General features: G+C 36.6%; 23 protein-coding genes and 1 pseudogene. 4 read left to right on the forward strand and 20 right to left on the reverse strand.

Translation table 11 applies throughout. The features are described from left to right. Nucleotides 1-175 precede the first annotated feature (175 nt). Entirely contained in the window at nucleotides 176-1,666 is a 1,491-nt protein-coding gene (locus tag NSQ74_RS17550; protein ID WP_340825027.1) for a DUF6883 domain-containing protein, read from the forward strand. Nucleotides 1,667-1,927: 261 nt separating this feature from the next. Next, nucleotides 1,928-2,197, forward strand: a pseudogene (locus tag NSQ74_RS17555) (transposase); the annotation flags it as partial. 267 nt (nucleotides 2,198-2,464) lie between these two features. Here the strand turns inward: NSQ74_RS17555 and NSQ74_RS17560 are convergent. Beyond that, entirely contained in the window at nucleotides 2,465-3,412 is a 948-nt protein-coding gene (locus NSQ74_RS17560) for a hypothetical protein (protein ID WP_340825028.1), read from the reverse strand. A 602-nt stretch (nucleotides 3,413-4,014) separates the two neighbouring features. Here NSQ74_RS17560 and NSQ74_RS17565 point away from each other — a divergent pair. Beyond that, entirely contained in the window at nucleotides 4,015-4,551 is a 537-nt protein-coding gene (locus NSQ74_RS17565; RefSeq protein ID WP_340825030.1) for a hypothetical protein, read from the forward strand. 470 nt (nucleotides 4,552-5,021) lie between these two features. Here NSQ74_RS17565 and NSQ74_RS17570 read toward each other — a convergent pair whose 3' ends face one another. Further along, nucleotides 5,022-6,263 carry an S-layer homology domain-containing protein gene (locus NSQ74_RS17570; RefSeq protein WP_340825032.1) on the reverse strand — a complete coding sequence of 414 codons (1,242 nt, stop codon included), beginning with the start codon at nucleotides 6,261-6,263 and terminating at the stop codon, nucleotides 5,022-5,024. A gap of 457 nt (nucleotides 6,264-6,720) precedes the next feature. Here NSQ74_RS17570 and NSQ74_RS17575 point away from each other — a divergent pair, with 457 nt between their 5' ends. Beyond that, complete coding sequence (locus NSQ74_RS17575; RefSeq protein ID WP_340825033.1) at nucleotides 6,721-7,257, forward strand: DUF4238 domain-containing protein; 537 nt, start codon at nucleotides 6,721-6,723, stop codon at nucleotides 7,255-7,257. 149 nt (nucleotides 7,258-7,406) lie between these two features. Here the strand turns inward: NSQ74_RS17575 and NSQ74_RS17580 are convergent, their stop codons facing one another. The 18 genes from NSQ74_RS17580 to NSQ74_RS17665 form a co-directional block, all read right to left on the reverse strand. After that, nucleotides 7,407-8,903 (reverse strand): carboxypeptidase M32, encoded by a 1,497-nt coding sequence (locus NSQ74_RS17580; protein ID WP_340825034.1) that lies wholly within the window; start codon nucleotides 8,901-8,903, stop codon nucleotides 7,407-7,409. A gap of 681 nt (nucleotides 8,904-9,584) precedes the next feature. Continuing rightward, nucleotides 9,585-10,529, reverse strand: coding sequence for a malate dehydrogenase (gene mdh / locus NSQ74_RS17585; RefSeq protein ID WP_340825035.1), 945 nt, complete (start codon nucleotides 10,527-10,529; stop codon nucleotides 9,585-9,587). An 11-nt stretch (nucleotides 10,530-10,540) separates the two neighbouring features. Then, entirely contained in the window at nucleotides 10,541-10,882 is a 342-nt protein-coding gene (locus NSQ74_RS17590; protein WP_340825036.1) for a BMC domain-containing protein, read from the reverse strand. Beyond that, entirely contained in the window at nucleotides 10,875-11,159 is a 285-nt protein-coding gene (locus NSQ74_RS17595) for a EutN/CcmL family microcompartment protein (protein WP_340825038.1), read from the reverse strand. Before NSQ74_RS17595 ends, NSQ74_RS17590 begins: the two co-directional genes overlap by 8 nt. 36 nt (nucleotides 11,160-11,195) lie before the next feature. Continuing rightward, nucleotides 11,196-12,065, reverse strand: a complete 870-nt coding sequence (gene pduL / locus NSQ74_RS17600; protein WP_340825039.1) for a phosphate propanoyltransferase — start codon at nucleotides 12,063-12,065, stop codon at nucleotides 11,196-11,198. 15 nt (nucleotides 12,066-12,080) lie between these two features. Next, on the reverse strand, nucleotides 12,081-12,668 hold the full coding sequence (locus tag NSQ74_RS17605; RefSeq protein WP_402760019.1) for a phosphate propanoyltransferase: 588 nt from the start codon (nucleotides 12,666-12,668) through the stop codon (nucleotides 12,081-12,083). A gap of 100 nt (nucleotides 12,669-12,768) precedes the next feature. Continuing rightward, on the reverse strand, nucleotides 12,769-13,047 hold the full coding sequence (locus NSQ74_RS17610; protein WP_024363388.1) for a BMC domain-containing protein: 279 nt from the start codon (nucleotides 13,045-13,047) through the stop codon (nucleotides 12,769-12,771). A gap of 16 nt (nucleotides 13,048-13,063) precedes the next feature. Further along, on the reverse strand, nucleotides 13,064-14,554 hold the full coding sequence (locus NSQ74_RS17615) for an aldehyde dehydrogenase family protein (protein WP_340825046.1): 1,491 nt from the start codon (nucleotides 14,552-14,554) through the stop codon (nucleotides 13,064-13,066). A gap of 15 nt (nucleotides 14,555-14,569) precedes the next feature. Beyond that, nucleotides 14,570-15,220: an ethanolamine utilization microcompartment protein EutL gene (gene eutL / locus NSQ74_RS17620; RefSeq protein ID WP_340825048.1), complete on the reverse strand. Its 651-nt coding sequence runs from the start codon at nucleotides 15,218-15,220 to the stop codon at nucleotides 14,570-14,572. 10 nt (nucleotides 15,221-15,230) lie between these two features. Beyond that, entirely contained in the window at nucleotides 15,231-16,247 is a 1,017-nt protein-coding gene (gene eutC / locus NSQ74_RS17625) for an ethanolamine ammonia-lyase subunit EutC (protein ID WP_340825050.1), read from the reverse strand. A 9-nt stretch (nucleotides 16,248-16,256) separates the two neighbouring features. Then, nucleotides 16,257-17,627: an ethanolamine ammonia-lyase subunit EutB gene (locus NSQ74_RS17630; protein ID WP_340825051.1), complete on the reverse strand. Its 1,371-nt coding sequence runs from the start codon at nucleotides 17,625-17,627 to the stop codon at nucleotides 16,257-16,259. Nucleotides 17,628-17,632: 5 nt separating this feature from the next. After that, the gene (locus tag NSQ74_RS17635; protein WP_340825053.1) at nucleotides 17,633-19,057 is read right to left on the reverse strand and encodes an ethanolamine ammonia-lyase reactivating factor EutA; all 1,425 of its coding nucleotides are present in this window, start codon (nucleotides 19,055-19,057) and stop codon (nucleotides 17,633-17,635) included. A gap of 21 nt (nucleotides 19,058-19,078) precedes the next feature. After that, nucleotides 19,079-19,576, reverse strand: coding sequence for a EutP/PduV family microcompartment system protein (locus NSQ74_RS17640; RefSeq protein WP_340825055.1), 498 nt, complete (start codon nucleotides 19,574-19,576; stop codon nucleotides 19,079-19,081). Between the two features lie 10 nt (nucleotides 19,577-19,586). Further along, on the reverse strand, nucleotides 19,587-19,928 hold the full coding sequence (locus NSQ74_RS17645) for a BMC domain-containing protein (RefSeq protein ID WP_340825057.1): 342 nt from the start codon (nucleotides 19,926-19,928) through the stop codon (nucleotides 19,587-19,589). A gap of 19 nt (nucleotides 19,929-19,947) precedes the next feature. Further along, nucleotides 19,948-21,192: an ethanolamine utilization protein EutH gene (gene eutH / locus NSQ74_RS17650; protein ID WP_340825058.1), complete on the reverse strand. Its 1,245-nt coding sequence runs from the start codon at nucleotides 21,190-21,192 to the stop codon at nucleotides 19,948-19,950. A gap of 83 nt (nucleotides 21,193-21,275) precedes the next feature. Beyond that, on the reverse strand, nucleotides 21,276-21,854 hold the full coding sequence (locus tag NSQ74_RS17655; RefSeq protein WP_340825060.1) for an ANTAR domain-containing response regulator: 579 nt from the start codon (nucleotides 21,852-21,854) through the stop codon (nucleotides 21,276-21,278). Further along, nucleotides 21,847-23,277, reverse strand: a complete 1,431-nt coding sequence (locus NSQ74_RS17660) for a histidine kinase N-terminal domain-containing protein (RefSeq protein WP_340825061.1) — start codon at nucleotides 23,275-23,277, stop codon at nucleotides 21,847-21,849. Before NSQ74_RS17660 ends, NSQ74_RS17655 begins: the two co-directional genes overlap by 8 nt. 255 nt (nucleotides 23,278-23,532) lie before the next feature. Further along, nucleotides 23,533-25,440, reverse strand: a complete 1,908-nt coding sequence (locus NSQ74_RS17665) for an ATP-dependent DNA helicase (protein ID WP_340825062.1) — start codon at nucleotides 25,438-25,440, stop codon at nucleotides 23,533-23,535. Between the last annotated feature and the right edge of the window lie 62 nt (nucleotides 25,441-25,502).

The raw sequence follows: 25,502 nt of genomic DNA on the forward strand, positions 1-25,502 counted from the left end.
TTTGATTAATTAATTCTAAATTTACATTCATAGTAAAATTTCCTTGAATAAAGAATACTGATTAAATAAACTAGAACAGCGGTTGCTGTTGAAGATAATTTCAAACCTACTAACAAATATCCAATAATATTTGTTAACTTAGATGTATAAAAATTACTTATATTTGGAGGCTAGGATGAATAACTTTGTTTATTTTTGCAATGCCGATTATGCACCCTTTAAAGGGTTTTACGGCAATAAATGTAACCACTACTTTAGCGTTGCTCTCTCTACATTAAAATTTAACCCCAATGAGACAGTAAGTATCCAATCTGGCGACCTTCTGTTAGGCAATGTCTCAACTCAACTTGCTGCTTCCGAAAGAGTAGGAAAAGAAATATCAAGTACATACATTTTTGATAAATATTTATATACATCTCTACTTATCGATCTTACTAAGTCTATGTCTTTAACGTGGTACACCTATAATATAGAAGACTTTAATATTATGGGTATAAATTTAAACAATATCTATTGTATAACAGCATCAAATCTTAGCAGCGATATGGCATTACAATTGGATGTTACATTGCGGAAACAAGCTTTTTATATAGGAGCAGCCGAGATTGATCCAGGTAATCCACTTCATCAAATACTATTTAGTCGATTTTTAATTTCCAATGCTTTTATCAAAGATAATACGATTTTTTATAAAGAGGGTCAGGTAGATTTTGACTGGAGCGTTTATTTTAAATCTTTCAAAACTCAGGCTATTGATCCTTATGAATTTGATTTTGACTTCCCAAATATTCCAATGCCAAATTCTTTTTCTGAAAGTGGCAAAAAAACGAGTAATATTTTTAAAAGCAAAGGTAAATTCGGTCATCATAAAAAGGTAGCAGAAGCATTTCAAAAAGCTTTATGGGACAAAAGCATAGAACGAGATGCTGTTTTAACAACAGGTAATAGAGATGAAGAAATAATTATCCCAGAAAATAAACTTGCTAACTATGCGTTAAATTTACAACATTCTGAGGGTGGGTCTAAAGCGAAATTTTTTAAGGAAGAACTCAATATTGAGAAAGAGGACTGGCGATATTTAGCGGAACAAATAAAATTAGGGTTAAACGATGGTGAAGTACGAGAAATAAGAGTTGATGAGTACGGTATAAAATATCATGTAGATATCCAGATAACCGGTCTTAATGAAACAATTCGTACTGTAAGAACTGCCTGGATTATTCGACCAAAAGAATCAATGCAGTTAGTTACTATTCACCCTGCGAAGGATTTGCCGCATGATGGCTTATCAGAACGACCAATTATTGCTCTGCCAAAAATTTTAGAAGGTAACGACAAATGGAGTGAACTGTTCCGTCTAGCAAATGAAGCGGGTAAGATAGCAGGTGACAAACATATTCCGACACCTATAATTTTCTCAGGTATTTCTGAACCCCATCTAGAAGGAAAATTAGGATGGGCAATAATCTATTTTAAAGACAAAAAACATGATTTTGTTAAATGGCTTAAAAAAAGTAATAAGGGCCGTGTTAACAAAAACGGATATTTATTCGTAATACGTCATAAATCACAGTCTGCCGAGCGAGCACTGGCATACGCACAAGAATTTTCAAGAGTTTTAAGATCAAATGGCGTAGACAGTGAGAGCCAAATACATCTTGACTAATTTTAAACATGGAAATCGGTCATAAACATATTATTTTTATCGACTTATATGTTTTAGAGTAAAAAGGGATTTTTGTAAGGGTGCTCGGCATTACCTAATACTTTCCTGTGTCTATCCTGTTGTGACCTTTAAAAGCATAAAAAACAACCCGCATAATTTTTCATCATGAGAAGTGATTTTTTATGCTTTGTATTTTAATTTTGATTAACACTACTTCATAAATAGAACTTTTAAAACGTGTATTTCAAGGCTCTCTGATTAGGTTGTCATTATCAAATGAAACAATACTAACGCCTTAAAACAGCAGGGTATTAGCCAAAGCCTGTCTCGTAAAGGCAACTGTTTAGATAATGCAATAATTGAGAACTTTTTTGGTTTATTAAAATCTGAGTTATTATATTTACAAGAATTTGGAGTATGGTTCACTTCAAGCGTGAGCTTGAACTGTATATCGAATACTACAATCACAAACGTATCAAAGGAAAATTAAGATTGAGTCCGATACAGTACGGAATCCAATCCGCAGCTTAACTTAAAATAATGTCTAACTTTTTGGGGTCACTTCAATTCATTCAAGGAAAGCGCCCGATTGCTGAATATCAAGTGGGTGATTAGTCTTTTGCTTGTTAAAGTAAAGCATACCGTTAGGTGATACCTATGTGTGCAGTTCAATTCTATTCCCCTGAATTGGCGTTGCATTTAGAATATCTTGTTTCACCCTTAGAAACTCTTTTTTTCACTCAACACAATATGCTTCTAACTGTTTTGATAGTTAAAACAGTGTTAGATATTGTGAATCTATATCACTTTAAGTATAGAAGTCAATTGAGTTTGTAAATTTATATACTTAATGAAACTAACAAATAATAATAATGTCTCAGTTTCATTCTTTTCAATATCATTTGGGTGCGAGACTTCGTTTCTAATCAAGCGTATATAATCAAAAAAGGTGTTTCTGGCTGATTTATCAAGTACACCAAACACTGATGCTTCATGATTATTAATTCCATTAAAGTATTCATTAAATTTTGTATACTTGATGGATATTTGCAATACATTATCTACTTCTGATATGAAGGATATATCTAAGTCTCCTTGATAATTAAAGTTACTTCTTGTTGTTAATGTTGTCTTATTATTCTTTAAATAACTCTTAAATGCTTCAATTAAATCTAATACAATTTTTTCAGCAGATAATCCTATCATAATTGTAGCAGCGTTATAGCAGCCAGAATTAAAACATCTTACAGCTTCACTCATATAATAAATAACCCAGCTATCAATGTCCTGTATATTTCGAATTTGACTTAGATATCCATCAAAATCATATGGAAGAATTTCTTGTTGCTCTATACAATCTAGCCCATGATCCGTTACGTGAAAAAAAGGTAAAAAGGGACTGTTTCTATACATCCCTTGAGCTATTATATTTTGATTAAGTAAAATTCCAAATGTCTCAAATAAACGCTCAATTTCTATTCTTTTGAAATTTGTATTAGATCCTTCAAACAAATTACTTCCATGACATCCCCAAGCTTCATGACTAAGAGGGACATTATTTGGAATTAATCCTTTTTTTATAGCTAGACCTTCAGTCAATCTAAATAAATCATTTTGGGTGCCTGCATATCCATATTGTTTAAAATAATTCCCTTCTGGATCAATATCACTTTCTGTATAGGACAACGCTTCTAACATAAGATTTTTAATAACATATGTACTTAATGGTGATGTTCCATTCTGCATATAATCTCCTCCTTTTTAACACTTTTAACTCATCATATAATAATTAATTTAAACTATTATACGGAAGTTGAGTAATAAAAGTTTCATTATTTATGCACCCTAAGCATCGTTTGGTAATATTTCAGAAAAATTGTTATTCAATACTAAGGCCCTTTAATGAAAAAGAGCGTTGATACTTTTTTCAGAATCGCGCCCGATTGTTGAGTATTATATTAAAGTATTCCACGACCAATCTTCCCAATCAGCCTTTATCTCACCAGGATCTTTGAAGGTAACTAATGCCCTTAAGTCCAAGTTACAAAAACCCCATTGTTCCCAATTAAATACCTGTCACATCGCTTGTATGCATCCGTTTCAACCTGATCAGAGAAGTTGGACACGGACGTATAGAAATAATATGATTTAAACCAACGGAAATAGAGTTAAAAAATCTAAAATGGTAAATTTTCATTCTAATTTAGAGTTTTAGTCTTCTTAATATAGCTAAAATTCTAAATCAGTATCAAAAATCTATTTTTCAGCATTGATATTTTTTGGAAACTAATATATAGTAAATATTAATGAGTTTATTCAATAATTAAAAATTTTTAGGAGGTTCATTTATGGCACTTTACGAAGCAACTCTCAGATTAGCTACACCAAATGAAGAAGGAAGAAATATTGACTTTACTTCTTCACCTATTTTAAAAGAAATCCGTCAACATTTAGAAAGTCACAACAACAAGCAACAGAAACAAATAAAAATTCTTTCAGTAACAGAAGATTCTTTAGACGTTATTATGGACACATTAAACAATTATGGTGACGGCCGCGACTTTACAGCCCTAAGCAATATTTTAAGAAATAATGGATGGATAGATAAATACAGTAGTACAAAAAATTTATTAACAACATCTTATTATCGCGCATCAACAATAAAAGATTTTGATAGTCTCCCTTTACTACCTGAAAAATTTAATTATATCTTTACCCAAGACTTCCAAATACTAATAAATAATGATCAAGCAATTGATTTATTAAAAGCATTATTTGTTCTAACAAACAATGAACAAAAATATTTAACAACAAAAGTATCCAAACAAAAATATGAAAACTGTTTATACCGAGTTAAAGAGGCATTATTTGACGCATTCAACTAAAAAACCGCTTTGATTTTCGCAGAATCAAAGCGGTTGAAACAAAATACTTTCAACAACAGAATATCATAAAATCGAATAAACTTCCAAGAGCTGATTATTAATATAATCAGCTCTAAATCATTTATCCGCCAAATTTTAATGTATAAATAAGATTTATTAGATATCCGATTCTGTCATAATCCAACAAAAAAATCCCTCAAATAATCAAAATGGATTCTTTATCAGAAGATATTAGTTTTGTTTTTAAAAAAAGTTTGATCATTTTCTAATGGTGTTGCTCAACAAACGCGCCCGATTGTCGAAAATCGTTATTAAAGTAAAGCACCCTGTTATTTGAGCTATCCGTATAATTAGATGGAACACTAATAGCAGCAAAGGCACTTTGTATCATTGAGGAGAAGAAAACGAGTACAGCTAAGAAAGTAAGCCATACCCTTTTTCCAGTAAATGATTTCGTTTAATCACTCCTGTTATTCCTTTTCTAAGTCAATTCTAAAGTACTCTAGTCTTTGCCCTGCTCCTAATGTGATTTTATAATCACCGATATGCTCGATGATTACATTTCCAGTAAATTCTCTTTCTGAATAATGCACATCTTTTTCTGCAGCATAAGCTTCCCTTGCTTCTTTAGCTAGTTCATTAATCTTACTATCTAATGATGCTAGTTCTGGGTATGCTAGTTTAAAAAATTCTCTAGATAAATTAACTGTATCTTCGCTTGTAAAATCGAAATTAAATCGAATGTCTTTTGTATTATTGTTATACAATAAGCTAATTTGAGTAGACATAAACCCTGGTGGTAATGTACTTACATAATTAGGCTCTTCTAATTGAATATTTGCACCTACCGCTTTATATTTGAAATTTGTTTTTTTAACAATTTCAACTCCCTCAATTAATAATTTCTTATGGCGAGGGTCATTAAAAGAATTTTCTTTAGCTTTATGAGCTTCAAAATTGGGATCAACACTATAAAGTGATTTATCATTAGCCACAACTTTCTTAAAATCCTCTAAGCTCATCCCCATGCTTAACTTCGGAATATCCACTGGACCTTCTTCAACAGGCTTACCATTGTTTTTTTCGTAGTTTAATGCTCTATACAAGAAAACAGCGTAATGCGCACGAGATAATGATTCATTTGGTTTAAATGTTCCATCATCATAACCAGTTGTGATGTCTGCCTCATATAATGCCGCAATCGCTTTCCCCTCGTCACTAGTCTTACTTACGTCCTTGAAGGGATGCTCTGCCATTGCTTCTAAATTAAAAGCGTTAGCTAAAATTAACGCCATTTCCCCACGTGTTAAATCTTTAGTAGGGTTGAAATTTCCTTTTGCATCTGCTTTTATAACTCCTGCTTGTTGAAGCTGTTTAATAGCATCATGGTACATGTGTGATGACGGGATATCGTTATAAGCCTTTTCCGGTACTATTGGTGTTAATGATGTTACTCGTTTGATTAGCACCGCAGCATGTTGACGATTAATCTTTGCATCAGGTTTAAAAGTTCCATCATCGTAACCAGTAATGATATTTTTATCACGCATTTCATTGATTATTTTATAATACGGATGTGATTTCGTTACATCTTTAAAATCGCCAACTGAAGCTGTTTGAACAACTTCTGCTGTTACATTTAAAGGCGCAACTAATGCAGGTGTTACTAATGCAGACGCCATTGCTAAAAACATAATATTTTTATTTTTCATTTACAATTCCCACTTTCGGTAATTCCCTTTTATTACTTATATTGTAACCTCCTTTCTGAAAGAGCACAAAAAACGCTCATTTCAATAAACGATTGTACGTCAAAAAAAAGCATAATTCGTTCACTAAATGTTGCTTTGACATAAAGTTTGGTCATAAAAATACCACAGACGACCAGTATTTTACAATAAATATAAAGAATGAGTTTGAAAAGGGATTGATCAAAATGGAATCTTTATCGGCAGTTATTAGTTTCGTTTTTAAAAAGTTCTGTTTATTTCGTAATGGTGTTGTTCAACAATCGCGCACGTTTGTTGAATAAAGTAACTAGCATTTTTAAATTGCATTTATTATTTTTCCAATAACTATATTATTTCATTTACTATTTCAACTTTTTTAAGGGATAATATCTTTAATGAGGTAATCTTATTTCATTATTAATAGAAAGAGGTGGATAATATGTCTAACAACTCTAAATATCATCATTTAATACCACGCACATATATGAGGTCGTGGAAACACTTTCAAAATTCAATTTACATAATTTACAAAAAAGATTTAAAAACAATTAAAGAAAAAAATATTGATAATATTGGTGGAATTAATCATTATCACTCAATTATAGCAGGTATGATAAATGTAAATGCCGAACAATGTAATATTATATTTGAACCACTTAAAGATTTTACAATTATGTATGATGAATATAAAATTGAAACTAATGACGAACTTAATCACTACTTTTATGAGTACGATAAATGGAATATTTATTATCCTAACGGGAAAAAAATTTCAAAGGCCTTAAAAAATGAAATTTTTCAAAAAATAAAATCTAATCGTATTAAAGATATAGAAAATACTTGGAGTACAAACTATGAGAGTGATTGGAATAATATTATAGAAAAGCTATCTCAACTAGCAGTTGCAGGTAATCCTCTAATTGATTTAAATTATGACTTTAAAAAGAAGATTATTGACTTTATTGTCTCATTTTAAAAATAACTTGTTAAATTTTTGTACATTTTATAAAGAACACTGATGACTCAGATTTTTTTCATTATCTCTAACTCACCTGCAGTCTCAAAATGCTATAAGCTTTGGTAAAGCAACAAGCGATTTCTCATTGTAGAGAAATCGCTTGTTTTTTATAACTGATAGAGCTTTGTATATTTTTCTTGTAAGTAGTTTGCAAGATACTTGGCATTTAAGCCTTCACCTGTCGCCTCTTGTAATAGCTCAAACGGTTTTTTCAGCGCACCGTATTGATGTACTTTCTCCGTTAACCACTCACGTATTGGCAGGAGCTCGCCATTTGCAAGTAAGTCATCGAAGTTTGGAAGATCTTTATCCATCGCATGCTTCCATTGCGCTGCATATATCATCCCTAGTGCGTAGGATGGGAAGTAACCAAACATGCCCCCTGCCCAGTGCACGTCTTGTAAAACGCCTTTGGCATCGTTGTCAGGTCGGATGCCTAAATATTCTTCATACTTAGCATTCCACACTTCTGGAAGGTCTTTGGCTAGCAAGTCTCCATTGAACAAATCACGTTCAATTTCGTAACGAATCATAATATGCAGTGGATACGTTAGCTCATCCGCTTCAATTCGAATAAGTGATGGTTCTACCATATTAATGGCACGAAGAAAATCAACTAATGGGATTTCTCCAAACTGTTCTGGCGAATGCTTTTGCAAGCGTTCATAGTTATGCTCCCAAAACTTTTCATTTCGTCCGACAAGATTTTCATAGAATAGTGATTGCGATTCATGGATGCCCGTCGATGTTCCCATTGCTAACGGTGTACCTGCAAGTTTGGCATCAATATTTTGCTCATACATGGCATGCCCACATTCATGAATTGTGCCAAAGATGGCCGAACGGAAATCATGCTCATCATATTTCGTTGTAATACGCGCATCTCCATGATTGATGCCAATCATGAAAGGGTGAACACTTTCATCTAAGCGACCCGCTTCAAAATCATAGCCAAGATGTGCAAGCATTTCTAATGATAATGCTCGCTGTGCTTCTCTCGGAAATTGTTTAAATAACATACTTGTATCTGGTTTATTCGGAGAAGCTGCGATTTTTTGTACAAGTGACACTATCGTTTCACGTAATTCACCAAATACTTGATCTAGCACATCGGTAGTCATATCTGGTTCATATAAATCGAGTAACGTATTGTATGTAGAGCCGTTTTTAATGCCCCAATATTGAATAAATTTCTTTTGCCATTGAATGATTTCCTCTAAATAAGGTAAAAATTGCGCAAAATTATTCGTTGCTTTTGCTTCTTCCCAAACCGTTTCTGCTTTCGCTTGTAAAATAACATATTCTTTATACTCTTCAGCTGGAATCTTTTTATTTTGATCGTAATTTTTGCGCACTTCCTCCACTAAACGTCGTGTAACATAATCAAGGTCTGTTTTTTGAGCTTCTAAAGCAGTTAGTAGTTCCCCTAATTGTTCACTCGTTTGCATATCAAATAAGGAGGCCGATAATGTGCCCACTACTTCTGAACGCTGCGCTAATCCCTTCTTAGGAGCACCAGTGCGCATATCCCAATACATCACACCTAGCGCTTCCTGATAGTGCTGCATTTTTTTCACATAGTCTGTAAATTGCTGTACAGTCAAATCCAATCATCCCCCTTTTTTCACCTTATTAGTTTAGCATATTTTCGAATATTTTGTATATTTTGGACTTTTGAATTTTGAAGAAAAGCTCTCCTGAAAATTTAATGAAATCTTTGTATAATAAAAATCACCTAGAGACTACTAAAAAAGAAAAAAGGGTTTCAAATGAAATATTTCTGGTATTTTATTTTTGGAGGTTTGTTGGGATTACTACTTTCATACATTGCGACTGAAATATCATGGATAGTGGCTTTTTTAACCCTGGGCATTGTAGCGGTCATAGCCTTCTGTGCCAGTCACCCAAACAATTCTGACAATTGAAATCTATATAGACTGCCAGTTTGGTAATTAATGACTAGCCAAGTAATAATCCACGGAGACTCCCGCTAGATTGCATCTCCCCATACCTTACCAGCGATTTCGGTAGGTTAATCGGCGGTTTTCATAGGTTTACCGGCGATTTCTATGATTCTATCGGCGGTTCGCGCAGTTCTTCCGGCGATTCCCCCACATGGGTAATAGTCTCTTATTTAAATCAAATGAAAAGTAGCTCCCTTCTATATGAAGGGAGCCTCTATTTTAAATTGGGGATTTCATGTTCATGTTCGGTTTCCAATCAAACATATTTTAAAACAATTTATATATCGTTGGGGAAACGCTATATAAATTAAAAGTTACTAGTTAAATGTTTTGGCAAATTTGTAATACTTGCTTAACGGCTTCTGCTGATTGATTGAGTGCCGTTTTTTCTTCATGTGTCAGGTGTAATTCAATGACCGATTCAATGCCATTGCCGCCTAAAATCGTCGGTACACCTAAAAATAAATCATTGTAGCCGTACTCCCCTTCTAACAGGGCGATCGAAGGAATAATTTTTCGCTGATCCTTCATAATAATTTCGACCATTTGAGCACAGGCTGCTGCTGGTGCATAATAAGCACTGCCATTTCCTAATAAACCAACAATTTCGCCGCCACCTTTACGTGTACGTTCGACGATTTGCTGTAGTTTATCTTGCGGAATAAGCTTTTCTAATGGGATGCCCCCTGCATAGGAATAGCGGATTAATGGCACCATTTCATCACCATGTCCACCTAATACAAACCCTGATACATCTTCGGGAGCAATTTGTAACTCTTGCGCTATAAATGCATTAAATCGCGCGGTATCTAACACACCAGATTGACCGATGATACGATTTTTTGGAAAGCCTGTTTCCTTATAGCAAACATAAGTCATTGCATCAACAGGATTGCTTAAAACGACTACAATGCTATTAGGGGCATACTGTTTTATTTGTTTCGAAACATGCTGAATGATTTTAGCATTTGTTGTAACTAAATCATCTCGACTCATTCCTGGTTTCCGAGGGATACCTGCCGTAATAATAACGATAGATGCACCTGCAATATCCTCATAATTACTCGTTCCATGTATAGATACATTAAACTTTTCAATCGGTCCTGTTTGTAATAAATCCAGTGCCTTTCCTTTTGTTGGATTTTCGGCTTCTGGAATATCTAGCAACACTACATCACCTAATTCCTTTTGTGCCAAGAATAAGCTTAATGTTGCACCAGTGTGACCAGCTCCAATAACAGCAATTTTATTTTTGCGAAATGCCATTATGCTTCACCTCAATTGTCCGTAGCTTCTGTCGTTTTTTTAGCACGCACGGGGGTTGGTGCTATTTTTTTCTTTGGCGTTTCTGGTCCTTTAATCATGTTGAATACTTCTTCGTCAGGTCTAGGAATGACATGAGCGCTTAACAATTCTCCAACGCGCTTAGCTGCCTCTTTGCCAGCATCGACTGCTGCTTGTACCGATCCAACATCACCTTTTACGACGATGGTCACGATACCACCATCCACAAATTCTTGTTTGACAATCGTGACATCAGATGCCTTAATCATCGCATCTGCTGCTTCGTAAGAGCCTACTAATCCCTTTGTTTCTATCATGCCAATTGCACTACTCATTGTCCTCACCTCGCATAACATCTGTTGAATCTATAATACCTATTACAACTGCATCAATAGGAAGTGGATTATCTTTCATAATATAACGGGATGATCCCCCACTCGTAATGAGCACATTATCGCCAATGCCTGCCCCTATGCGATCAGCTGCAACCATTTCCGTGCGAATTGGCTGCTGATTAGAGTCAATTGGTTGAATAATTAATAGCTTTAAGCCATTCAACCCTTCTTCCTTGCGTGTTGCCCAAACGCTTCCAATCACTCTTCCCATCTGCATGAACTCACCCTCTTTATGTTGCCTGGATAATACTTATTATTCAGAGCGAATCGTTAATTTTTTATTCAACTCTCTTATTTTGTCATAAGCTAGCGCTGTTACGATGGTTCTTTTCGGCACAACAATTTCTTGAGCTTCTATTTCAAGCACTTCCACCTGTGAAAGGAGCTTTTTTTCAAAATGATAAATCGATTGTTTTTCCGGCGTTTGATTTACGACTACAGAGCGTTCTTTCGCAGTCATCGGTTCAATCGCTTGGCTATTGACGATTTCAGCAAAAGCGCCTTGTTGAATCAAGCCTGCATTTGCTTCATCTGTATCAATATGCATTTCCAAGCGATAGCGTTCAGACACGCGAATAATCACATTGGATAAAATAATAGGCCGTATTCCCTGAACGTTGATTTGCACTGACTGCCCATCCACTACTTGGAATCTCACGCTATCTGCAGGTGACATATGAATATGAGCTTGTGCAATAATGAGACCTTCTGTTAGTACGACACTACCTTTTGGTCCAATTAGCGTAACAGGGCTTGAGCCTTTAATATCTCCAGATACTCTTAATGGTGGCTTGACGCCAAGTTTCATCGCATCTGTCCAGCTAACTTCCACTTGTGTTAAAGCGCGTGCTGGACCTAATATGCGAACCCTTTCAATAGAGCCTTTAGGTCCCGCAATAACTACCGTTTCTTCAGCTGCAAATTGGCCTGGCTGTGACAGCTCAAATTTGGGCGTTAATTGATAATTTTCGCCAAAAAGTTGCTCCACTTCTGCCTGTGCAAGATGAACATGTCGAGCTGATACACCGATAGGAATTTTACCGTCATCTGGTGGGGAAGGCTGATTTTTTAATACTTGCTGTAAAACTTCTTCAACGATTTTTTGCACTAATTGTTCCTGCATCAAACCTCCTCCTTATTAAAATGATTTAACAATTCTTCCCTTTGCTTGCTGTTCAATAAAGCCTGCATTCGCTTCATCTGTATCGATATGCATTTCTAAGCTAAAATCATTCGATACACGCACGACTACGCCGCGGAATGTTACAGGTCTTTCACTGTCAACTTCTACAGAGACTAATTCATTATTGTTGACTTCAAATACTCGCGCATCTTCTTCTGTCATATGAATATGTGCTTGTGCAATAATGACTCCCTGCTCTATCATAATTTCTTGTCGTTGATTAATTAGTTTGATGCTAGCTGAATTTGCGATATCTCCCGATTGCCTTACAGGAGGGGTTAAACCTAATTTCATTGCATCTGTTCGACTAATTTCCACTTGCGTTGCTGCTCTAACAGGTCCTAATACACGCACATTGTGAATAACACCTTTTGGTCCTTCAATAGAAACACGCTCTTTTGCTGCAAACTGTCCTGGCTGAGAAAGATCGAAATCCTTCGTCAACGTTGCGTTTGGACCAAATAGTGCTTGTAAATCCTCTTCACTTACATGTATATGACGAGCTGAAATGGCAACTGGAAAAGCTTTTGATTTTATGTTCAAGTTAGCCACCTCTAAATCTAGTAACAATTATTTTTTGCTGATGGCAGGCATTCATCTCCATCTACAGTAAGAGATGAATGCCTCCCTTTCAAAGCTGTAATTAAGCTTCTGCTTTTGGCAAGATTAATTCTAATTCGTTATGCGGGCGTGGAATTACATGCACAGATAGAAGTTCTCCAACACGTTGAGCTGCTGCTGCACCTGCATCCGTTGCTGCTTTTACTGCGCCTACATCGCCTCGAACTAAGACAGTGACAATTCCGCCACCAACATGTACTTTTCCAACTAAATTAACACTTGCAGCCTTCACCATTGCATCCGCCGCTTCAATTGCTCCTACAAGACCTTTTGTTTCTACCATTCCTAATGCTGTACTCATTTGTCATTCCTCCAAATTATTTAGTTTGTAATGTGATTTGCTTTAATACTTGATCGACAATTTGTTGCACCACTTCTGTATCTAGTGATGGTGCTTGCGCCTTGATATTCTCTACTACCGGCTCTATATCGAATTCCGGTTTTGGCACATCAACATCTTTAATGCCATATGCCATACGCTTAATATTTAATAAATGTCTAGCTGTAATGTTATCGGACGTAATATTGCCGCCAAATGTACCACAGCCTAATGTAAAGGATGGGGCTAATCCAGTCGTACCGCCAACTGCACCAATCGAAGATAATGTGTTAACGACAATACGCGACACTGGTAAATCCAGCGAAAACTGCTCTGCTAACGCTGCATTTTCCGTATGAATTGAGCATGAATGACCTCGTCCCCCTATGTTCAGTAGATCGATCATCACTTGTTTAGCCTCTGTGCTGTCCTCTACTGTGTAGAACGCAAATATCGGTGAAAGCTTTTCCAGTGAAAATGGAATATTTTTACCGATCATCGTCTCCAACCCAACAAGTACTTTCGTCTCTTCTGGCACGACAATACCGACTAAATTGGCCAAGCTCACTGCTGATTTCCCAACAATTTGAGGGTTTACTTTTCCTGGCACAGGAGAAATCAGCTTCTCCATCTTCAACTTCTCTTCTGCACTTAAAATATACGCATGTTGTTTCTTTAACTCTGCTAAAACTTGTTCTGCAATAGCTTTATCCACGATAATGGCCTGCTCTGTTGCACAAATTGTGCCATTATCAAACGATTTGCTTTGTACAAGCTGACGACTAGCTTTTTGGATATTGGCTGATTTTTCGATATAAGCCGGCACATTTCCTGGCCCTACTCCATACGCAGGTTTTCCAGAGCTGTATGCCGCTTTTACCAATGCACCGCCACCCGTTGCTAAAATTAAATGAATATTAGGATGCTTCATTAATTGTTGCGTCGCTTCCATTGAAGACATTGTTAAACATTGCAACAACCCTTCTGGTGCTCCAGCCTTTTCCGCCGCCACTCTACAAATATCTAAAGCTTCCTTTGTACATTTAACAGCATAAGGATGTGGGCTCAGAACAAGACCATTTCTCGTCTTTAATGAAATAAGTGTTTTAAAGATGGCAGTTGAAGTAGGATTCGTTGTTGGCACAATACCTGCAATAACACCAAACGGGCTAGCAATCTCTGTAACTTTCTTTATACGATCAGAGCCTATTACACCAACAGTCTTTAAATCTTTTATATCTTCATAAACATCTCTAGAAGCAACTTCATTTTTCATTTTTTTATGATTTGGGATACCCATCCCTGTTTCTTGTACAGCCATTTTGCCTAATCGTTCTGCCTCTTTAAATGCGGCATCCGCCACAGCCTTTACAATAGTATCCACTTGTTGCTGTGAAAATTGCATATAGGCTGCTTGTGCTGTATTTGCCTGTCTAACGGCATCTCTCATTTCCTGAATGGCTAATAAATCTTTATCTAAAGAAGCCATAAAGCCGCCTCCTTTCTAAATATCGGGATTTCTTGCAACATTTTCTATTGCTTCTCTAAAAGCGTCTGCAGCAGCTTGACATGAAGACTGACTGCCACTTACTATGCCACCACCAAAGTTAGTTTCTGAAGGTGGTCCAAAAAATAGTTTTAGCTCTACGTCCGCTGCTTTTAAAGCGGCATCTAAACCAACGACCGCCTCAATTGGTGGTGCGATTAAGTAAGCGAGTGCAGTGCCAACCTTCACATCTGCTAGCTCGGCCAAATAGGTTCCACAGCTTGCAACAGTATGCGCAAAAAGAGCATGGCTTTCATTGCCATTAATTGCTTCAAAATAAGTATCGAATTGAATCTTTTGTTCAATTGCTTCCAACCCACTGCGAATTTCGTCTGGTGAGCTTCCCGCAATAATGCCAATCATTTCACCAGATAATGGGCCTGACGCGTGTGCCGCACCTGCATAAAAGCTTTTTGCATAAACGACAGCCACATCAGCTTTTTTCGTCGCTTCGTCTAATGCCACATATCCGACATCATCAATCGTTAGTGTGACTAGCCCAATGCTATGCTGATTTGGCTTTAGCTCAAGCTGTGCTGCTAATTCTCTATTCACTCTAGGAATCATCTGCATTGCCAAAATTTCAGCCATTATTTTTTGAGGATTCATTACTTCCCTCCTAACCTTCTTTAGCGACAAGATTTACGCCACTAGCCTTGTATTGCAATATTTTTTGAACTACTGTACCTAAATAAGCACCTGCCTCAAGTGGCGGAATACCACCTTTATGAATGTTTGATATAACCATTCGATCCGCTTCGACTGTGCCCATTCTCGGCTGATAACATAAATACGCACTCATCGACTCAGCTGACACAAGCCCAGGACGTTCACCAATTAAGTAAACAATGACCTCTGCTTGCAATAGTTCGCCAATCTCATCCATTAAGGCAACACGCCCTTTATCTATATAAAAAGTAGTGCCTATTTCGATATTTAAATTGCTAAGACTTTGCTGTAATGCTAAATAAACATCCTGTACATTTTCTTCAATCGCACTCGCACTTAAGCCGTTAGAAATAATGATTTGGACTGTTGGACGTGCTTTGCATGATGATTGAATAAGTGCTTTCGATTCATCTGATAAGCGACGACCTAAATCCGGTCTAGTAATGTATTCTTCTTTATCAGTTACTCGTGTTGTTACTTGAAAGACATTCAATTTTTGCAATAGCTCTTCTGTCACTTCTCCATATACGGCATCTACTGCTGCTGCATGATCGAGGCGGAACTTCAACCAAGTTTTTGTTTTTGGCCTTGTTCCTGCTCTACCTACACCGATTCTTGCAGGTGTATGTTTTTTTGCCGCTTGTACACTTTCAGATATAGTTTCCGCTTCAAACTGAAATGCCTTAGCAGGTTCCGCTGTAGAAGGATGGTCTTCAATCGTTGCACTGTGCGAATATTCTTGTGTAGATGATGCATGATTGTAAAGCTTAATTAATGGTTGATCTGATGTCGCAATTGGATTTGGTAGCGCTTCAGAATGATTAACTGCTGTTTCATAGAACTTAATAAGTGGTTCTCTCTGTTCTACAGTCGGTGTAGTTATTTCTTCAGATAAATTGTTTGATGTATCGTTACTCATTTTCTCCATAACAAGCTGCGTAATCATGGATACTAGCTGTTCATTCAATGGTCTCACCTACCTTTCAAATATCGATAAATCGCCAGCTCTAGCTGAAAGTCGCCCATTTTCGTAAATGCCCATTTTTTCTAACCAAGCTAAATATTCGGGCGCCGGTTTTTTACCAAATGTTTGAAGCAACGTTGCAACATCATGGAAACTCATTGACTGGTAGTTCAACATAATATCGTCTCCCATAGGTGCTGCAATAATAAAGTTCACGCCTGCTGCGGTTAGTAACACACTTAAATCTTCTACATCATTTTGGTCTGCCTTTATATGATTCGTGTAACAAATATCTACTCCCATTGGAATGCCGTGCATTTTACCCATAAAGTGGTCTTCTAGCCCTGCCCGAATAACTTGTTTGTTGTTATACAAATACTCAGGACCGATGAAACCAACAACTGTGTTGACAATATACGGATTAAAATGTCTTGCGAATCCATAATTGCGTGATTCCAATGTTACTTGGTCAATGCCCATATGTGCTTCTGCAGAAAGCTCCGAGCCTTGCCCTGTTTCAAAGTAAAATAAATTAGGGCCAGTTCCCGTTCCTTGTTTTTTCACAAGCTCCTCTGCTTCTCGAATTAAGTCTGCAGAAATACCAAACGAGCGGTTGGCAATTTCAGTACCAGCAATACTTTGGAAAATCATATCGGCTGGCGCCCCTTGCTTGATAGCTTTCATTTGTGTTGTAATATGAGCCAATACACAGTTCTGTGTAGGAATCGACCAATCATTAATAAATTCTTTTGTAGCATGTAAAACTTTTTTAACGCTTTCGACAGAATCGTCTACAGGGTTAATGCCAATAACGGCATCGCCTATTCCATAAGACAATCCTTCTTTTAAGGAAGCGATAATTCCGTCAATATTATCTGTTGGGTGGTTGGGCTGTAGTCTTGAGGAAAGCGTACCCTTTTGCCCAATCGTAATATTGCACGTTGAAAGTATTTCTACCTTATTGGCCGCATGAACAAGATCCAAGTTAGACATTAGCTTTGTAACAGCTGCAATAATTTCTGAATTCATGCCCTTACTTAAGCGCTTTAACTCTCGATCTCCTGTATCATTCGATAAAATATATTCTCTAAGTTGTTCAATGCTCCAATTTTTTATTTCTCCGTAAATTTGTTCATTGATATCCCCTTCAATAATGCGTGTGACCTCATCATTTTCTGGAGGAACTAAAGGATTCTCTCGTATATCCTTGACTAGTAATTCACTTAGCACAGCTTTTGCTGCAATTCGTTGCTGTACGGTTTCAGCAGCAATACCCGCTAGCCGATCTCCCGATTTTTCTTCATTGGCCTTAGCCATTACGTCTTTTAATGAATGAAAATTATATTTTTCTCCACCAAATATCACCGATAGATTCACATTCATCCTCCTTACTTTGAGTGGAAAGCTAGTGTTTTGACAACAACAGGGACAACACCAGAAGGTAGCACTTGCCCAATGTCAATATAATCACCTGTTTCTACTTTAATTTGATCGATACATAGTATAGGAACCATTGGATTAATAGCTTGCAACGTTTGCCCTATAACCTTTGCATAATCTGATTGAATGACTATGATAATTGGTATGTCCTTGGAGCTTCTTGTTCCTAAATGCTGTAAAATGGCCTCGCATAATGTATGGACATCCTGAAAACTTAAGTACGGTAACTCACTAAAATAAAGTGCAAATGGAGCGTGTTTATCCTCTATCGAAAAGAGTGCATCTGCTCTATCCACTGCTGTCTTTACCATATGATCAAACGCTTTTGATGCGATACTCATATGGCAATTAAATACAGGGACATTTTTTAACGGTAAAACATCTGCATCCACTTGAATGGTGGCACCACTAATTTCAGTTGTTTGTGTACCTGCCCCAGTCACTGTTGCTCGTGCAGTTTCTTGTGGCTGTAGCCATAAAAATGTTTGCAGTTGCTCATGCTGTAATAGCATATTTGCTAGTTTATCGCCGATATCATCGTACTGACGATGCGTACAATCATGGTTATATATACAGGAAGCTACCCCTCCTGAAAAGACGATTGCATCGACTGGCTTATGCCAATTTGGCAAATGTCCTAATAACAATGGATGCTCGGCATCAATTTCTTGCCCACTTAATGTCTTAGCTAAGAAGCGCACCATTTCTTGAATAAGCTGCCCAACGCGAGCATCGTCTGCCGAATCCCCTAGCTGTAATGGTTTTGGCCACTTCTCCATGAGCTTCTTAATAGGTGGAGAAATAGAAAGAATTTTGCCATTATAAAATTCAATTAATCTACCACCAACATGCAATGTACATGTGCCAATGACTTCACCGTACTGCATAACTGCGATATTAGCCGTACCGCCACCAATATCTATATTGGCAATGACTTTGCCTGTGTTTTTTGACAGTTGGACAGTACCTGCACCTTTGGCGGCAATAATCCCCTCTAAATCAGGCCCTGCAGTCGCAACTAGAAAATGACCTGCTGAGTCAGCAATTGCATGGACAACCTCACTGGCATTTTCCTTCGTTGCAGATTCACCCGTAATAATAATGGCACCTGTTGATATATCTGCCGGTGAAATTTGAGCAAGTTGATATTGCTGAAATATAAATTGTTCTATCTGTTCCATATCGATAATGTCATCATTGAGAAACGGTGTTTTAATAATAGGACTTTGATGTAACACCGTTTTTTCAATTATTTCTATCCGCGGCACATGTGTCACACCAGCAACGTTTTTCAACAGAAAACTACTAACAACCATCTTTGTTGTACTTGTCCCAATATCAATGCCTGCACTATAAATTTTTTCTGTTTTCAACTTATGCCTCCCTCTACGCCACTAAGAACAATAAATAAGATAGGGACTATCACGATCCTTAACAAATTGGCGAATTTCCTCGTCTGAATTGAGCTGAATTAGCGGTGCAATATACTCAATTCCAAGCATTTGCCACGAAGATGTTTGAACGATTGGACCGTGTGTCATAACGTTTTTTAATAAAGTTGTTGCTCTTTCCACATCTGCAAGAGGTGCATCTATTTTGGTAATGACGCCAATTTGTATTTTAGGAATGCCCAAGCTAAATTGTGGTGGAAAAACACTCCTTGAGGATGTGGCATCCTGTAAATAAATTACATGCGTCACTTCGAGCGATGTTGCCATAATATTTCTGTAATACATCGGATTTTCTATATATTCTCCAGGTGTATCAACAATCCAGTCATCAAAAACGAGTGCCTGCGTTTTATTGGCTTTTCTATCTTTGCCTAATAACGCATTCATTAGCGTTGACTTACCAGCTTGCACACCGCCTATTATCATTACTCGATTTTTCATATGGCACATCCTATGACTTCGTTATTTTAGATGGCGTATAACCTAGCATTTCTGAAAGAAAACGATTAATTTCTAACATCGCCATTTCAACTTCAGAGACACTACCCACAATAACGAGACTGCCCGTAAAACGATCTAAAAACCCTAGTTTTACATTCGCTGCCTTTGTAGCTATATCCCCAGCAATAATGACTGTTTCACTCGGTGTACAAGTCATAATGCCAAGTGCACCCGCTTCTTGAATACCAAGTTTTTGAAACATTTCAGGATCTGGATTTGCTATTAAATGACTCAACGTTAGTTGCTTACCCGGCACAAATTCCTGAATAAATCGTTTCTTTTCTTCACTCATACGACATCACTTCTTTCTATCAAGACTTTTGATCTGTTAAATATTCTCCCTCTTTAATGATGCCTGCCTTGCGATCTTCTTGTTCCAATTTTAAAGCTGTAGGTACTGATAGCTTATAGGCAAAGAAAATGGCAATGATTCCTGCTAAAAGCTTCCCTGCCATTACAGGTAAAATAATTGTTGGCTGGAAATTAGCAGTAAATGATAAATGATCACCTAACAGGAATGCTGAACAAACTCCAAAGGCAATGTTGATTACTTTATCTTTTGGCGGCATCTGACGAATGAGTGTAAACATAGCTAAAATATTTGCACTCGTTGCTAAAATCCCTGCACTTCCTACCGATGAAAGACCTAATTTTTTACCTGCTGTTTCTAGCGGTTTAGAAGCATATTTTCGGATTAAGTAGACCATTGGGAATGCACCCGCTAACATAATACCGATATAACCAGCCGTTTCTAATGCACGGAATTGGTCAACACTATCTGCCATGATTGGATCAAAGCCCCATGCCCCAAAAATCTTTGTAAAAAGACCCGTAAAAATTTCAACAATCGAGAACACAAGTACAAGCTTAATCGCCGCATCCATTACACGTCCAAAAATCATAAAACCTTTGATCATGCCATTTGGAATGAGCTTTAGCCCTAACGCAATTAAGATTACAAAAATAAATAAAGGCAATAAATTAAGTAATATTTGTAAAACAGAAATGGCAAAAACATAAGTTGGTGCAGATGTAGTACTAATGACTTCACGAACTTCCGTGTTAAACATCACAATCATGATTGATGAAATAAATGCACCAATCGGAATTGTTAAAACGCCCGCCATAATTCCTAATGCCATATACTTATGATCACGCTTGTCTAACATCGCAAGACCCATCGGAATTGAGAATACAATTGTTGCACCTGACATAAAACCAACAACAAGTGCCATCACCCATCCTTCATAGGATTCCTTTAAGGCATTTGCTAATTGATATCCCCCCATGTCCGACGCTAAAATTGTTGTTGCGGCTATTGCTGGATCAGCTCCAATCCATTCAAAAACCGGACTAATAAAGTGACTAATAAACCACGTTAAGTAAGGTATAGCTGCCATGATTCCTGCCGCGGGTACAAAAATATGCCCTACAGTATGGATACCATTCATAAATTCTTTACCAATCCCATACTCTGCATCTCGAATTGCTCCGATCGCACCTAAAACGGCACAAATCATAATAATATAAACGATTATCGTTCCTATCATTGCCATCTTACTCATCCCCCCCTTTGATTTTGATAAATATATAGAAAAAAAGACGCATTAAAGAAAAATTCTCTTTAAGCGTCTTTGCTTCATCTATTAACTTGTAATGTATGAATAATTCGTTTTGCTATTGTCACCATTTCCTGCTGACTTTGCATACTCTCATTGCGAATTTTTTTATAAGCCTCGTCCTCGCTAAGTTTTTCTGATTGCATCAGTAACCCTTTCGCTCGTTCGATTAGTTTCCGCTTTTCTAATTCACTTTGCTTATGCAATATTTCACCGTTCAGACGGTTGAATTTATCGATTTGATGAAATGCCACTTCTAGCGCTGGCAAGACATTTTTCTCAGAAAACGGTTTCATAACATAACCTAAAATATTATCCTGTTTCATGTACAATAACAATTCTTTTTCACTGTAAGCTGATATAAACAGTACGGGTATACCTAACTGCTGTTCAATAATTTTACTTGCTTTTAAACCATCTAGTTTCGGCATTTTGATGTCCATTAAAATCAACTGTGGCTTATGTGTAAAAGCTAGCTCAATCGCTGATTCTCCATTATTTGCTTGAGCAACGACTTCATAGCCATTATCTTCTAGCATAAATTTCAAATCGATAGCGATAAGTGATTCATCTTCGACAATCATTACTTTCCTAGTCATTTAGGATAAATACCTCCTCACTTACAGGAAACTGAATTTGAGTATGTGTACCTTGTTCACTAGGGATAATTGTAAATGTGCCAGCTAAATCATATTCAACAAGCCTTGTAATAATCTCCATTCCAAATGATGCCTTCACCTCGTGCATGCCAACGCCGTTGTCGGAAATATGAAGTGAAATATAAGAAGCATCCTGAAGAAATTGAATATCGATTATTCCTTCCTCGCGCTCGATAAAAGCATACTTTAATGCATTTTGTAGTAGCTCACAAATAATTAATGCGAGTGAAACAGCTTTTTTCGAATGACAATATAGCTGAATATCATCATCGTGGAAGACTAATTGAATGGATTGTGTATTGGTAGTACCAATCATTTTATGCCCTATCTTTTTAGACAAAGCGATAACGTCCACTTTTTCTTCCGCATTATCCTCATTTTCTAAAATAAGTTCATAGACAGTGGAAATACTATATATTCGATTTAATGCCTCTTGAAAAGCACTTGCATTTGAAGCTGCTAGGTCATTTCGCATTTGCAATCGCAATAGGCTTGTAACCGTTTGTAAATTATTTTTCACACGATGATGAATTTCTCGTATAGCAAATGTCTTCATCATCAGTTCATTTTCTTTCAGCTTTAACTCTGTCAGATCATGAATAATAAGAAGTGTCACTTTATCATGTTGACTGCGAATTGGGATTTTTTTCACTATAAACGATTTACGATCAATCGTAATTTCTAAGAAAAAGACATCGTCGCCTTTATCATAGACCTCTTGTAAAAAAGGTAAAATTTTATCCAACGCAATATTGTTAAAATGCTCTAGCCCTGAAAGCTCCGTAATAAAACGGTAGCCTGCTGGATTGCTATAAATCACTTTGTTTTCATGATTTGTGAGAATAATTGACTCTACTAATAAATCAGACACAACAGGAATTGGTTGCGAATTTGGCTCGACGATATGCTCAATTAAAGCAAAAGGCATATTTTGAAAATCATCCTTTGGTGCAGTTTGCATTTTGACCTTTTTTTCTTGAATCAACATGGCAATAACCTGTCCCTCGTCATTAAAGACAGGAACAACATTTTGTTCAACGGTTATACCTTCCTGTGTGATTGCTCGAGAAATGGATGATTTTTCTTTATATTTAAAAGCTGCAAATACTGCTGGTTCAAAGCTTTCAAATACGATTTTTCCAATCACTGATTTTTCGTATAAACCAATTTCTTTTGTAGGGAATGCCTCTGCCACAACAATTGCATGTGGTAAATTTTCCACCATGCAATCTATAAACATATAGCAATCTGTCAATTCAGCATAATAGGAAAGTGTAGTTTCAAGCTCTACTAACTTCTCGATATCTGTTTCGGATAAGTTTGTATATTTACTACACAGCGTTTGAATGCTCGACAGGTCCACCCCCTATCATAGAATACTCACCAGTAATCGTAACTATTCCTTAAATTTCTTGTCATCATTATAAACCTTCTGCAAAATTATTTTCAAGAAGAAAAATTTTGTGCTTCAATCAATTACATCACATTACAAAGAACTATATAGTTTAAAAGAGAAATATTCAACACTTTTTTTCGACATTATATAAATATCATGACGTTATTATTATTTCAATATATCAAAAAAGCGAGTTTGCATCGATGGCAAACTCGCTTTTTTCTATTTTATTTCTGGTGTTACTGCTAAAATATTTTCAAATGTTTCACGCTGTTTGGCTTCTTCCTCATTTAACAAAATATGAATATCGCCATGATCGTTAGATGTACGAATTAATCGTCCCATTCCCTGTTGTAGACGTAATTGCATAAAAGGTAATTCTACTTCTTCATACGGATTTTCAGCAAATGTCCGTTTTGCGTCAAACAATGGATCATGTGGAGGGAAAGGCAAGTCATAAATTATGACACGTGTCAGTGCTTCTTCAGGTAAATCTAAACCTTCCCATAAATGATAGGAACATAACGTTTTTACAGTACCTTCTTGGAAATCACGAACAATTGCAGATAGTTCACGATCTCCCTCAAATGCAACATGCATACGTTCCATAAGAGGCAATTCCGCTTTAAAGTTTAACATCGCTTGTTTTGATTTAAATAATATTAATGTTTTTTCACCATCTCCCAACAGTTGTTGGACACGAGCTGTTTTATTATTTTGAGATAGTTCATGCAAGTAAATTCTCATCACCGCTTCGTAATCAAAAGGTGACGGAACTGAGAATGATTGGTAATTATGAATGCCAAGACTATAAGCAATATATGAGAAATCCTTATTGACAGATAGTGTTGCAGAAGAAAATACAATAGGAAGCTTTTTCGAGAATAATTTTTCTTCTAAAACTTCTGTAATAAGTCGTGGCATAATGACAAGCGTTTCCTCACCATCTGTTTCCTCTAGCCAGTCAACTGCATCACCTTGCGCTGTAAAAATGCGAAGTGAAGCTTGATATTGCTCCAAATACTCTTCTGCCATATTTAACTCATACTCTGGAATCATATACATTTCTGATTCAAAAACAAATTCCTCAAGCAGTATTTCGACATCTTGAATAAGTTGTTTACCGTATTTTAAAAGTGTTGCAGATTTGTTTATACGCTTACGTTCTTCCTCAGAAGCTACAATATCATCACGCAGCTGATCAAAAAATAGTTCGTGATCGTCTTGTAATTTTTCCATTGCATACAAAGTTCGTTCACGTACACCGTCTACCATTAAACGTTCTAATAGTGGAACAATCGTCGTTGCTTGAACTTTGTACGTCATTGCTTTCTGCGCAGCGTACTCTAATAAATGTCCTTCATCTAGCACCATCATTGATACTTCTGGAAGTAACGCTAACTGTCCTTCACGTTCACGCGACTCTTTCGTTGCTAAATGCTCCATTAAAAAGTCTTGCGAGCAAATAATTAAATCCGTTGATTTACGGTAATGTGCACGGTGAAGGGTTTGACCGCAACGATTACGTAGATCACATACCGAACATTGCATAATCGCGTTATAATTCACTTTGTGCCAATCTTCATCACTAACCGTTGGATAATCACTGCGGTCACCGTATGGTTGCACAGCAATCATCGAGCCTTGGGCATATACGCCGTCAGGAATTGAAAATGCTATATCATCAATCCACTCATCTGTTTCGACTTTTTCAGCTTCCTCGAAACGCTTTAAGCATAAATATTGATCACGTGATTTCGCTAAACGTACATCAATTTCTAAACCGAGTGTTTTTTGTAATTTATAAATATCGCCGCCCTCTTTAACGAGCTGATCGATTAATGTTTCATCTGCACAGGCTATTAATGCTGGTTTACCTGTATAGCGTGCATAGGATACAGCAGGTAATAAATAGGCAATCGTTTTCCCTGTTCCTACTCCCGCTTCAGCAAATAATACATTTTTCTCTTTTAAAGCCTGTTCAATTTGATAAGCCATAAAAATTTGCTCATCTCGGCATTCAAATCCCTTTTCTGGTAATTCATCATAAAGGACGTCTCCCATCCAGTCACCTAATGACTCGAAAAACGAGCGATCCTTCGTTAATGCAAATGGTAAAGATTTACGCAATTGACGTTCCCCCTCATACAATCTGTTCCTATTATACGCGACGAAACGGAAGATAAGAAAAA

The sequence above is a fragment of the Lysinibacillus sp. FSL W8-0992 genome, assembly GCF_038008685.1.
Taxonomy (GTDB): domain Bacteria; phylum Bacillota; class Bacilli; order Bacillales_A; family Planococcaceae; genus Lysinibacillus.

Excerpts from the sequence above, each read along its gene's own strand:
- NSQ74_RS17655 (WP_340825060.1), bottom strand. The coding sequence starts at position 21,854 with ATGACTAGGAAAGTAATGATTGTCGAAGATGAATCACTTATCGCTATC.
- NSQ74_RS17560 (WP_340825028.1), bottom strand. The coding sequence starts at position 3,412 with ATGCAGAATGGAACATCACCATTAAGTACATATGTTATTAAAAATCTT.
- NSQ74_RS17640 (WP_340825055.1), bottom strand. The coding sequence starts at position 19,576 with ATGAAAAATCGAGTAATGATAATAGGCGGTGTGCAAGCTGGTAAGTCA.
- NSQ74_RS17645 (WP_340825057.1), bottom strand. The coding sequence starts at position 19,928 with ATGAGTGAAGAAAAGAAACGATTTATTCAGGAATTTGTGCCGGGTAAG.
- NSQ74_RS17565 (WP_340825030.1), top strand. The coding sequence starts at position 4,015 with ATGGCACTTTACGAAGCAACTCTCAGATTAGCTACACCAAATGAAGAA.
- NSQ74_RS17610 (WP_024363388.1), bottom strand. The coding sequence starts at position 13,047 with ATGAGTACAGCATTAGGAATGGTAGAAACAAAAGGTCTTGTAGGAGCA.
- mdh (WP_340825035.1), bottom strand. The coding sequence starts at position 10,529 with ATGGCATTTCGCAAAAATAAAATTGCTGTTATTGGAGCTGGTCACACT.
- NSQ74_RS17595 (WP_340825038.1), bottom strand. The coding sequence starts at position 11,159 with ATGCAGATGGGAAGAGTGATTGGAAGCGTTTGGGCAACACGCAAGGAA.
- NSQ74_RS17590 (WP_340825036.1), bottom strand. The coding sequence starts at position 10,882 with ATGAGTAGTGCAATTGGCATGATAGAAACAAAGGGATTAGTAGGCTCT.
- NSQ74_RS17615 (WP_340825046.1), bottom strand. The coding sequence starts at position 14,554 with ATGGCTTCTTTAGATAAAGATTTATTAGCCATTCAGGAAATGAGAGAT.
- pduL (WP_340825039.1), bottom strand. The coding sequence starts at position 12,065 with ATGCAGGAACAATTAGTGCAAAAAATCGTTGAAGAAGTTTTACAGCAA.
- NSQ74_RS17570 (WP_340825032.1), bottom strand. The coding sequence starts at position 6,263 with ATGAAAAATAAAAATATTATGTTTTTAGCAATGGCGTCTGCATTAGTA.
- NSQ74_RS17550 (WP_340825027.1), top strand. The coding sequence starts at position 176 with ATGAATAACTTTGTTTATTTTTGCAATGCCGATTATGCACCCTTTAAA.
- NSQ74_RS17575 (WP_340825033.1), top strand. The coding sequence starts at position 6,721 with ATGTCTAACAACTCTAAATATCATCATTTAATACCACGCACATATATG.
- eutL (WP_340825048.1), bottom strand. The coding sequence starts at position 15,220 with ATGAATCCTCAAAAAATAATGGCTGAAATTTTGGCAATGCAGATGATT.
- NSQ74_RS17630 (WP_340825051.1), bottom strand. The coding sequence starts at position 17,627 with ATGAATGTGAATCTATCGGTGATATTTGGTGGAGAAAAATATAATTTT.
- eutH (WP_340825058.1), bottom strand. The coding sequence starts at position 21,192 with ATGGCAATGATAGGAACGATAATCGTTTATATTATTATGATTTGTGCC.